This window comes from Frankia nepalensis, assembly GCF_016786325.1.
Lineage (GTDB): Bacteria > Actinomycetota > Actinomycetes > Frankiales > Frankiaceae > Pseudofrankia > Pseudofrankia nepalensis.
In genome coordinates this window covers 1-11,814 of sequence record NZ_JADWYU010000397.1, presented here as the reverse complement: position 1 = coordinate 11,814, position 11,814 = coordinate 1, and the positions used below count along the sequence as shown (strand labels likewise).

At 77.5% G+C, this 11,814-nt stretch carries 2 protein-coding genes; both read right to left on the bottom strand.

Features of this window, described 5'->3' with window-relative positions; translation table 11 throughout:
* Positions 1–31: 31 nt before the first annotated feature.
* Entirely contained in the window at positions 32–5,197 is a 5,166-nt protein-coding gene (locus tag I6A81_RS42740) for a beta-ketoacyl synthase N-terminal-like domain-containing protein (RefSeq protein ID WP_407661492.1), read from the bottom strand.
* A 16-nt stretch (positions 5,198–5,213) separates the two neighbouring features.
* Positions 5,214–11,814: type I polyketide synthase (locus tag I6A81_RS42735; protein WP_307875265.1), on the bottom strand; the 6,601-nt coding region annotated here is incomplete at its 5' end.

The following is an 11,814-nucleotide window of genomic DNA, read 5'->3' as shown; positions in this document are numbered from 1 at the left end:
GTCACAGACCCCGCCGGACCCCGTCCTCGCGTCAGGCCTGGGCGGCGGCCGGCGTCGGCAGCCGCGCGAGCCAGCCGAGCACCGCGCGCGCCGTCTCGGCCGCGCGCTCCTCGATGAGGGTGAAGTGGTCGCCGGAGACGTCCAGCGCCGCGCAGAGCGCGGACAGCTCGGCGCGGTTCGGCCCGGGGCCGCCCCAGTCGTGCCCGGCGGCGCGTACCAGCAGGGTGGGCGCCGCGGGCGGCATCGGCCGCCAGCCGGCCAGCAGGCGCAGGTAGCCGCCCATCGCGCTCAGCCGGGCGTCGTCCAGACCGGTGGCCTCGGCCCGGCGGGCCATCGCCGTCAGCAGCGCGGGCCCGAATTCGTCGAGCCGCCCGCCGTCCACCTGGAAGGTGTCGAGCAGGACGACCGCCGCCGGGCCGGCGCCCTCGGCCTCCAGCCAGGCCGCGGTGTCCAGGGCCAGCAGCCCGCCGGACGAGTAGCCGAGCAGCGTGTACGGCCGCCCGGCGGCCGACCGCCGGACCGTGCCGGCCAGCGCCTCGGCCAGCACCTCGCGGGTCGCGGGCAGCGGCTCGCCGGCCCGGAAGCCGGGCAGCGCCAGCGCCGAGACCTCCCGGCCGCCGCCGAAGCCGGCCGCGAGCCGGGCGAACTGCTCAGGCCCCGAGGTCGCGAGCACGGTGGGCAGGCAGAAGATCACGGGGTGCGCGTCGCCGCGGGTCAGGGGCACCGGATCGGCCGGCGCGGCGCCGTCCGCGTCGTCGAAGGTGGGACGGAAGCCGGCGGCCACGGCCAGCAGGTCGGTGAACTCACCCGCCCGGCCCGCCGCGACGGCCGCCTCGAAGAGCCCGGTGAGGGTGGATCCGGCCGACGCCGGGACCGGTGCGGCGGCCCCGGCGGCGCGCGCGCCGCCGAGCTGCTCGTCGAGGTAGGCGGTGAGCGCCTCCGGGGTCGGGTGGTCGAGGATCTGCCGGGTCGTCAGCGCCACCCCGGCCGCGCCCGTCAGCCGGTTGCGCAGCTCCACCGTGGTCAACGAGTCCATGCCGAGCTCCAGCAGCCCGCGCCGCATGTCCACGTCGCGCCCTCCGGGCAGGCCCAGGACGGCCGCGATCTGTGCCCGGACCACGTCGGCCACCGCCGCGCGCCGGCCGGCCGCGTCCAGGCCGGCGAGCCGGGCGGGCAGTGCCTGCCCGTCGTCGGCGCCTCGGTCGGCGCGCCCGCCCACGGCCGCCTCCGGGATCTCGGCGAACAGCGGGCCGCGGCCGGCCGCCGTCGCCCGCAGATAGTCGGGCCAGTCGATCTCGGTGGCCAGCAGCGCGGTCTCGTCGGCGTCCAGCGCCTGGCGCAGCACGGTCAGCGCCCGGTCCGGCGCGATCGCCGGGATGCCCCGGCGGCGCAGCCGCTCGTGCCGGGCCTGTTCCAGCGCGGCCCTGGCCGGGTCGGCGAACTCCTCGGCCCACACCCCCCAGGCCACGGCGGTGGCCGGCTCCCCCGCGGCCCGCCGCCGCAGGGCGAGCGCGTCCAGGTGCGCGCTCGCGGCGGCGAAGCCGCCGAGCCCGACACCGACCCCGATGCTCCCGGCGATGGAGGAGAACAGGACGAACGCGGACAGGCCGAGGCCCCGGGTCAACTCGTCCAGGGTGTCGGCCGCGGCCGTCCTGGCCCGCAGGACGCGCTCCAGGGCGGGCAGCTCGGCGGCCTCCAGCGGGCTCTCCTCGAGGACCTCGGCGCAGTGGAAGACCGAGGTCAGCGGCTCGTCCGCCGGGAGCGAGGCCAACAGCCGGGCGCCCTCGGCGCGGTCGGCGAACGCGCACCGGGCGATCGTCACCCGCGCGCCCAGCGCCGCGAACTCGGCCTCGCGCGCGGCGCTCTCCCGCGGATCGGGTTCCCGCGCGGTGGTCAGCAGCAGATGCCGGGCGCCGGCGCTGGCCAGCCACCGGGCGACCACCAGTCCGGTGCCGTGCGTGCCGTCAGTGACCAGCACGGTTCCCGCTGGGCGCCACGCCCGGCGGCCCGGCCGGCGCTCGAGCGGCGCCCGGGCCAGGCGGCGGGCCAGCACGGCGGATCCCCGCAGGGCGATCCGGTCCTCGCCGCCGCCAGCCGTGAGCACCGCGGCCAGCAGGTCGGCGGCCGTGCCGTCCGCGGGCAGGCCGGCGTCGTGCGCGGGCAGGTCGACCGTGCCGCCCCAGAGCCGCGGGTGTTCCTCGGCCAGCGCGAGCCCGAGCCCCCACACTCCGGCCTGCGCGGGATGGTCGGCCCCGTCCCCCGGGACGGCCGCCACCGCGCCCCGGGTCAGCGACCACACCGGCGCCTCGACGCCCAGGTCGATCAGGGCACCCACCAGCCGCAGCGTGCCGGTCAGGCCGGCGAGGAGCCCGGGATGCCCCGGGTGCGGCGTGTCGTCCATCGGCAGCGCGGACACCACACCCCGCGGCGGACGGGCGGCCATCGCCATGGCGAGGTCCTCGGCGAGCGCCGCCCGCTCGACGCCCGCCGGCACGGCGAGGCGCGTCACCGTCGCCCCGCGCCGCTCCAGGGCCGCGCTCCACGGCTCGGTCCGCGCCAGGGACGCCGGGACCAGCACGAGCCAGTGCCCGGACAGCTCCCCGAGCGCGGGTGGCGGCACCTCCCGCCACTCGGTCCGGTAACGCCAGTGCGCCACCGCGGCGTCCTGCCGCGACCGCTCGAGCAGCGCCGCCAGCGCGGGCAGCGCCGGCTCGACCTCGCCGGGCCCGACCGCGCCGTGGCCGCTCGCGCCGAGCAGCCCCGCGAGCGCGGTGGCGTCCCGCTCCTCGACGGCCGTCCAGAAGCCGGTCTCGGCCCCGGCGGGGACCGCCGCGGCGGCCGCGGGCGCTCGGACCCAGTAGTCCTTGTGCTGGAAGGGGTACGTCGGCAGGTCGACGGGCCGCGGCTCGGCGGGTGCCGGCCACGCCACCGGTAGCCCGTTCACCCACGCCTCGGCGAGCCCCCGCTCGACGGGCAGCGCGGCCAGCACCAAGAGGCCGGCCTGGGGGGCGGCTTCCCCCAGGCCCGCGGCGTCCCCGTCGGCACCGATCACCACGAACGCTCGGTAGCCGTCCGCCAGGAGGGCGCCCACCGTGGGACCGGCACCGCGCGCCGGGCCCCCGGCGACGACGAGGCGGGCGGCCTCCTCCAGCGCGAGCGCGCCGGCGAGGTGATCGCCCACGATCCCGCCCCACGGCCCGGCCACCGCGTCGGCCCGGACGCCGCGGTCCTGCCACACACCCGCGAGCGCGGTCCCGACGGCGAACAGGACCGGTCGCCGGATCTCGGCCGACGCGAGCGGCGGCGCGCCCGGCTCGCCGCGCAGCACGGCCTCGACCCGCCACGGGACGTGCCGCTCGACGGCCGCGGCGCAGGCGGCCAGCCGGGCGGCGAACGCCGCGTCGGAGTCAAGCAGGTCGAGCGCCGCCGCCAGCAGCCCGCCGCCGTGCTCGGGCAGGACGAACGCGACCCGGCCGTGGTCCCGGGCCGTCGCGGTGAGCACGCCCGGCGCGGGCTCACCGCGCGCCACCAGGTCGAGGCCCGCCACGCCGGAGCCCTCGGCCAGCACCGCCGCTCGATGGGGCAGCGCGGCGCGGGTGGTGGCCAGGGCATGCGCGACGTCCGCGCGCCGAAGTCCCGACGCCGGCGCCAGCCGCGCGGACAGCGCCCGCGCCTGGTCGCGCAGTGCCTCCGGGCTCGCCGCCGACACCAGCAGCGGCGCGGCGGCCGCGGCCCCGCCGTGGGCCGGCGGCCCGCCAGCGCCCGTCCGCGCGTCCGCCCCCGATGGCTCCGCCGTGGGCGCCGGCGCGGGCGGCGCCTCCTCGAGGATCACGTGCGCGTTCGTCCCGCTGACGCCGAACGCCGAGACGCCCGCCCGCCGCGGCCGGCCCGTGACCGGCCACGGCCGCGCCTCGCTCAGCAGGTCCACCGCGCCCGCGGCCCAGTCCACCATCGGCGTCGGGCGGTCGACGTTCAACGTGGCCGGGAGCAGGCCATGGCGCAGCGCCAGCACCATCTTGATGACGCCGATGACGCCCGCCGCCGCGCCCGGGTGGCCGAAGTTGGACTTCACCGAGCCCAGCCACAGCGGCCGGTCCGCGGGCCGCCCCTGGCCGTACGTCCGCAGCAGGGCCTCCGCCTCGATCGGGTCGCCGAGGCGAGTGCCGGTGCCGTGCGCCTCGACGGCGTCCACCTCGGCGGGCGAGAGCAGGCCACTGTTGAGCGCGGCGCGGATGACGCGCTGCTGGGACGGCCCGTTCGGGGCGGTCAGGCCGTTGGAGGCGCCGTCCTGGTTGACCGCGCTGCCGCGCACCACCGCCAGCACCCGGTGGCCGAGGCGCCGGGCGTCCGACAACCTCTCGACCACCAGCGTGCCCACCGCGTCGCACCAGGCCGTCCCGTCGGCCGCCTCGGCGAACGCCTTGACCCGGCCGTCCGGCGCCAGGCCACGCTGCCGGCTGAAGTCCACGAAGATCTGCGGCGTGGAGATCACCGACACGCCGCTGACGAGCGCCAGCGAGCATTCGTCCCGGCGCAGCGCCGCCGCGGCCAGGTGCAGCGCGACCAGCGAGGAGGAGCAGGCCGTGTCGACGGTGACGGCCGGACCGGTCAGTCCGAAGGCACCCGAGATCCGGGCGGCGAGCGCGTTGCCGCCACCGGTCAGCCGGTGCGCCGCCAGGTCCTCGGGCGGATCGGCGAGCAGCATCGTGTAGTCGTCCACGCTGCAGCCGGCGTAGACCCCGGTCGCGCTGCCGCGCAGCGCCGTCGGGTCGACGCCAGCCCGCTCCAGCGCCTCCCAGGTGCACTCCAGCAGCAGCCGTTGCTGCGGGTCCATGACCAGCGCCTCCGCGTCGGAGACGCCGAAGAACGCCGCGTCGAAGCCGCCGATGCGCGGGATGAATCCGCCATGGCGGACGTAGGAGGTACCGGGCCGGTCGGGGTCCGGGTCGTAGAGGCCCGCCAGGTCCCAGCCCCGGTCGTCGGGGAACTCGCCGACCGCGTCCTTCCCGGCCGCCACCAGCTCCCACAGGTCCTCGGGCGAACGGACGCCGGCGGGCATCCGGCAGCTCATCGCGACGATCGCGACCGGCTCGCTCGCGCGTTCCTCGGCGCTCTTCGAACGGCGCCGGACCTCACCGAGCTCGCCCACGACGCGCTTGAGATACGAGCGCAGCTTGTCCTCGTCCGGCGGCGCCACAGTAGCCATCCGGTCCTCACCGCCCCAGTTCGTTGTCGATGAAGCTGAAGATGTCGTCGTCGGAGGCGGCTTCGAGCCGGTCCTCGACCGTGGAGCGGGCCCCGCCGGTGGTCGGCTCGCCGGTCACCGACTCCAGCAGCCGCCGCAGCCGGGCCGCGACCACGCCGCGCGCCGCCGCGTCGTCGGCCAGGCCGCTGCCCGCCAGCACCTCCTGCAACCGGTCGAGCTCACCGTCCAGCGACATCTCGGGCTGCTGGGGAAGCAGTTCGGCGCGCAGGAAGGCCGCGACGGCGGCCGGCGTGGGGTGGTTGAACACGAGAGTGGTCGGCAGCTTCAGGCCCGTCGCCGCGCCGAGTCGGTTGCGCAGAGTGACGGCGGCCAGCGAGTCGAACCCGAGGTCCTGCAGTGCCCGATGGGCGTCGACGGCCTCGCCGTCGCGGTGCCCCAGGACGACGGCCGTCTCGGCGCGCACCAGGTCGGTCAGCATGCGCTCCTGGTCGGCCGCCGACAGGCCGGTCAGCGTCCGCACCAGGTCCGGCCCGGTGCGTGACGCGGCGGCGGACCCGTCCGGCCCGGACTCGGCCACCGCCCGCGCCGCCTCCGGCAGTTCGCCAAGCAGCGGGCTGCTGCGCACGGAGGTGAAGGCGGGGGCGAACCGCTCCCACTCCACATCGGCGAGTACCAGCGCGGTCTCGTCCCGGGCCAGCGCGTCGACCAGCGCGGTGACCGCCGCCTCGGAGGGCAGCGGGGTCAGGCCCCGGCGGCGCAGCTGCGCGCGGCGCTCCGCTTCGGCCTCCTCGTCCTCCAGGCCAGTGCCGGGATCGGCCCACGGCCCCCAGGCGACGGAGAGAGCCCCCAGGCCACGGGCCCGCCGGTGCTCGGCGAGTGCGTCCACGTACGCGTTCGCCGCCGCGTACCCGCCCTGGGTGGCGCTGCCCCACACGCCGGCCACGGAGGAGAACAGCACGAAGCCCTCCAGCGGGGTGTCGGCCAGCAGCTCGTCGAGATAGGCGGCGCCCAGCGCCCTGGTGCGCAGCGAATGCTCCAGCCCTGCCGGGTCCAGATCGGCCAGCGCGGCGGCGTCGAGGCTGCCGGCCGCGTGGATGACGGTGGTCAGCGGGGCGTCCTCGGGCACCGAGGCGAGCAGCGCGGCGAGCGCCGCGCGGTCCGCGACGTCGCAGACCGCGACCGTCACCCGGGTCCCGGCCGCGGCGAACTCGGCCTCCAGCGCCACCCGCTCGGCCGCGTCCAGGTCCGTGTCCGCGGTCAGTAGCAGGTGGTGGGCGCCCAGGGCGGCGAGCCGCCGCGCCGTGTGCGCGCCCATGCCGCTGGTGCCACCGGTCACCAGGACCGTGCCGTGCGGTGTCCAGGATCGCCGCACGGGCACCGTGGCCAGCGGTGACCGCACGAGTCGGCGGGCGAGCAGCCCGGTGCCGCGGACCGCGAGCTGGTCCTCGTCGGCCACACCGGTCAGCACGGCCGCCAGCCGGGCCAGCGCGCGGTCGTCCGGCACGGCCGGAAGGTCCACCAAGCCGCCCCACAGGCCCGGGTGCTCCACCGCCGCGGTCCTGCCCAGCGCCCACACCTGGGCCTGCACGGGGGCGGCGGGCCGGTCGGCGCCGTCGGTGGCGACCGCGCCCCGGGTCACCGCCCACAGCGGCGCCGACATCTGGGCGTCGACCAGCGCCTGGATCAGCAGCAGGGTGCCCGCGACGCCCGCCGCGAGGGCCGGCCGGCCCGGCAGCGGCGTCTCGTCCAACGCCAGCAGGGACAGCACGCCGCCCGGCGCCTCGGCGGCGGATCCACCCAGCGCCGCGGCGAGCGCGGCCCGGCCGAGACCGGCCCCGACGTCGAGCCGCGCCACCTGGGCACCGTGGCGCGTCAGCACGTCGGCGGACCGGTCGGCCAGCTCCGCCGCGTCCGCGTGGCCTTCCGGGGCCACCAGCAGCCAGGTGCCGGAAAGGCGCGCCGACGCCGGCTCGGTCACCGGCCGCCAGGCGGCCTGATACCGCCACGCGTCGGCGGCCGAGCGCGCCACCCTCCCCCGCCGCCAGGTGGCCAGCGCGGGCAGCACCGCGCCCAGCGCGGCGCCGTCGTCCAGCCCCAGCGTGGCCGCCAGGGTGGTCAGGTCGTCGTTCTCGACCGCCTCCCAGAACCCGGACTCGGCCGCGTCCCGCGGCGCCGGCGCCACGGCGGGCGCCTGGACCCAGTACCGCTTGCGCTGGAAGGGGTAGGTGGGCAGATCCACCCGGCCCGGGCGGGCGAGCGTCGGCCACCGCACGGGCAGCCCGTTGGTCCAGGCCTCGGCGAGGGCGGTGTTGAGGCGCTCGGGGCCGCCGTCGCCGCGGCGCAGGGTGCCCAGAGCGAGGACGTCGGCGCCGGCGGCCTCGGCGGTCTCCTCGATGGCCGCGGTGAGGACGGGGTGGGCGCTGGCCTCGAGGTAGGTGTCGTGGCCCTGGCCGATCAGGGCGCGGACCGTGGGGGCGAAGGCCACGGGGTTGCGGCAGTTGTCGTACCAGTAGTCGGCGGTGAGCTCGGGCCCGGCCAGCAGGGTGCCGGGGCGGGTGGTGGAGTGGTGCGGGATGGTCGCGGGCCGGGGCTGGACGAAGTCGAGGGCGTCGAGGATGCGTTGGCGCAGCGGTTCGACCTTGGGGCTGTGGGAGGCGACGGTCGAGGGGATGACGCGGGCGCGGACGTCTCCGGCGGTGAGGGTGTCGATCAGTGCGTCCAGGGCGTCCTCGTCCCCGGCGACGGTCGTGGCGGTGGGCGAGTTGACGCCGGCGATCCACAGCCGGCCGCGGTAGGCGTCCAGCAGGGGACCGAGGTCGTCCGCGGGCAGCTGGACGGAGGCGACCGCCCCGTGGCCGGTCAGCTCCTCGGCGAACAGGCCGGAGCGGATGACGACGACGCGGGCGGCGTCGGACAGGGTGAGGGCTCCGGCGACGTGGGCGGCGGCGATCTCGCCCTGGGAGTGGCCGATGACGGCGTCGGGGTGGACGCCGTGGTGTTGCCAGAGGCGCGCCAGGGCGACGTTGACGGCGAACAGCACCGGTTGCAGGACCTCGATGCGGTCGAATGACGGTGCGTCCGGTGCGCCGCGCAGCACGTCTTCCACCCGCCAGGGCACGTGACGCTCGATCTCGGCCGCGCACTCGCGCAGCGCCTCGGCGAACTCCGGCGTGGAATCGAGCAGTCCCACCGCCATCCCGGGCCACTGCGAACCCTGACCGGGGAACACGAACACGGTCCTGCCCCGATCCCGCGCGGTCCCGGTGACCACGTTCGGCCCCGACTCACCCCGCGCCAACACGTCCAGCCCCTCGCCGAGCACGACGGCCCGGTGGGGCAGCGCCGCGCGCGTCGTGGCCAGTGCGTGCGCCACATCGGCGCGCCGCGGCCCCGGGTTGAGCGACAGGTGCGTGGCCAGCCGACGAGCCTGATCGCGCAGCGCCGCGGGCTCGGCGGCCGACAGCGGCAGCGGCACGGCGACCGGATCCGCCTCGGGCGGCTCCTGCCCGGGCTCAGCGGCTTCGGCGACGGCGTCCGGCTCGTCCGGGGACTGCTCCAGGACCACGTGCGCGTTGGTGCCACTGATCCCGAACGAGGAGACGCCCGCCCGGCGTGGCCTTCCGGTCAGCGGCCACTGCCGCGTCTCGGTCAGCAGCTCCACCGCGCCCGCCGCCCAGTCCACGTATGGCGACGGGTTGTCCGCGTGCAGCGTCGGCGGCAGCACCCCGTGCCGCATCGCCTGCACCATCTTGATCACCGACGCGGCGCCGGCGGCGGCCTGCGTGTGCCCGATGTTCGACTTCACCGAACCCAGCCACAGCGGGTTCCCGTCCGCTCGCTCCTGGCCGTACGTGGCCTGCAGCGCCTGTGCCTCGATCGGGTCGCCGAGCGGGGTGCCGGTGCCGTGCGCCTCCACCGCGTCGACGTCGACGGGCGTGAGCCGGGCGTCGGCCAGCGCGGCCCGGATCACCCGCTGCTGGGAGGGGCCGTTCGGCGCGGTCAGCCCGTTGGACGCCCCGTCCTGGTTGACCGCCGAGCCGCGGACCACGGCGAGCACCCAGTGCCCGTTGCGCCGGGCGTCGGACAGCCGTTCCACCAGCAGGATCCCCGCGCCCTCCGCCCAGCCGGTGCCGTCCGCCTCGGCCGAGAACGACCTCGAGCGGCCGGTCGGCGACAGGGCGCGCTGCCGGCTGAACTCGACGAAGGTGAACGGCGAGGCCAGCACGGTCACCCCGCCGGCCAGCGCCAGCGAGCACTCACCCGACCGGAGCGCCCGCATCGCCAGATGCAGCGCCACCAGCGAGGAGGAGCAGGCGGTGTCCACCGAGACGGCCGGGCCCTCGAAGCCGAAGGTGTACGAGATGCGGCCGGAGCCGACGCTGCCGGTGTTGCCGGTGCCCAGGTACCCCTCCAGCTCGCCGGGCATCTGGGGCAGCCGGCTGACGTAGTCGTGGTACATGATCCCGGTGAACACGCCGGTGTCGCTGCCGCGCAGGGACGTCGGGTCGATTCCGGCGCGTTCGAGCGCCTCCCAGGAGGTCTCCAGCAGCAGCCGCTGCTGCGGGTCCATCGCGAGCGCCTCGCGTGGTGAGATCCCGAAGAACTCCGCGTCGAACTCGGCCACGTCGTGGAGAAACCCGCCCTCGCGGGTGTATGAGGTGCCGGGCCGGTCCGGGTCGGGGTCGTACAGGTTCGCCAGGTCCCAGCCTCGGTCTGCCGGGAACGGCGTGATCGCGTCGCCGCCGGCCATGACGAGCTGCCACAGGTCCTCCGGCGAGCGCACCCCGCCCGGATAGCGGCAGGCCATCCCGATGATGGCGATCGGTTCGTCGGCGCCGCGGGCGGAGTCGGCCGCGGGCCGCCGGGCCGCGGCCGGCGCGGCTGGCTGCCCGGCCCCGAGTTCCCGCAGGAGGTAGTCGGCGAGCGCGGTGGCCGACGGGTAGTCGAAGACCAGCGTCGCGGGCAGCCGCAGGCTGGTCGCCTTGCCGAGCCGGTTGCGCAGCTCGACGGCGGTCAGCGAGTCGATGCCCAGGTCCTTCAGAGGGCTGCGCGCGTCCACGCTCTGCGGGCCGTCGAAGCTCAGGGCCGCGGCGATCTGCGCCCGGACGAGGTCCAGCAGCAGCGCGCGCCGCTCGTCAGCCGACCGGCCGGCCAGGCTCTCGGCCAGGGGGGTGGCGGCGGCGTCGGGCGCCGCGGCGCGGCGGGCCGGCGGGCGGACCAGGGCCCGCATGAGGTGGGGAAGCTCCTCTCCGAGCCCGCGCAGCGTCGCGGTGTCGAGCGCCACCGGCGCGACCACCGCGCCGTCGACGGTGAGGGCGGCGTCGAAGAGGGCGCGGCCGCGGTCCGGGGGCAGGGGGGTCATGCCGGCACGGGTGATGCGGGCCTGGTCGCTGGTGGTGAGCTGGGCGGCCATGCCGCTGTCGGCCCAGGGGCCCCAGGCGAGGGAGGTGGCGGGTAGTCCGTGGGTGTGGCGGTGGGTGGCGAGGGCGTCGAGGAACGCGTTGCCGGCGGCGTAACTCGCCTGTCCCGCCGTGCCGTAGGTGCCGGCGATGGACGAGAACAGGATGAAGGCCCTGAGGTCGAGGTGGGCGGTGGCCTGGTGCAGGTGCCAGGCGGCGTCGGCCTTGGGCCGCAGCACCGCGGACACCCGCTCCGGCGTCAGCATGCCGATGACCCCGTCGTCCAGGACTCCCGCCGCGTGCACGACGGCCCGCAGGGGGTGCGCGGCCGGGACGGCGGCGAGTACGGCGTCCAGGGCCGTCCGGTCGGCGGTGTCGCAGGCGGCGACGTCGACGTGGGCGCCGGCGGCGGTGAGTTCGGCGGTGAGTTCGGCGGTGCCGGGGGCGTGTGGGCCGCGGCGGCTGAGCAGGAGCAGGTGGCGGACGCCGTGCGCGGTCACCAGGTGGCGGGCGATGAGGGAACCCAGGGCGCCGGTGGCGCCGGAGAGCAGAACGGTGCCCTCGGGGTCCCAGGCGGCGGGCGCCGCCGCGCCCGGCGCCGCGCGGCGCAGCCGGGGCGCCAGCAGCCGGCCGTCCCGGACGGCGAGCTGGGGCTCGCCGGAGGCGACGGCGGCGGCCAGCGCGGCGGCCCGGCGCTCGGGATCGGCGTCGGTCGCCTCGTCGAGGTCCACCAGGGTGACTCGGTCCGGGTGCTCGGTCTGGGCCGACCGCAGCAGGCCCCACACCGCGGCCCCGGCCAGGTCCCGCACGTCCTGCGTGGAATCCGCGGCGACCGCGCCGTGGGTGACGGCGACGAGCCGGGTGCCGGCGGCGCCCTCGTCAGCCAGCCACCGCTGGGCGGCGGCGACGGCCCGGTGCGTGAGCTCGTGCACCGACTCCGGCGTCGGCAGGCCGGGCGCGGCGGCGAACCGCACCGCCACCGAGGCGCCGCGGGCGGAGTCCGCCAGCGCGTCCGCGACGTCGGCGTACACGGGTACCGCCTCCGTGCCGGTCGCCGTGACGGGCACCCAGGTCAGCGCGTACAGGGAGTCGGCCGAACCGGCCGCCGCGCTGGCGGCGAGCTGTCCCGGGCCCGCGGGTCGGGTGGTGAGGGTGTGGATGGTGGTGAGGGGTTTTCCGGTGGGGTCGGTGAGGTGGATGGTGGCGGTG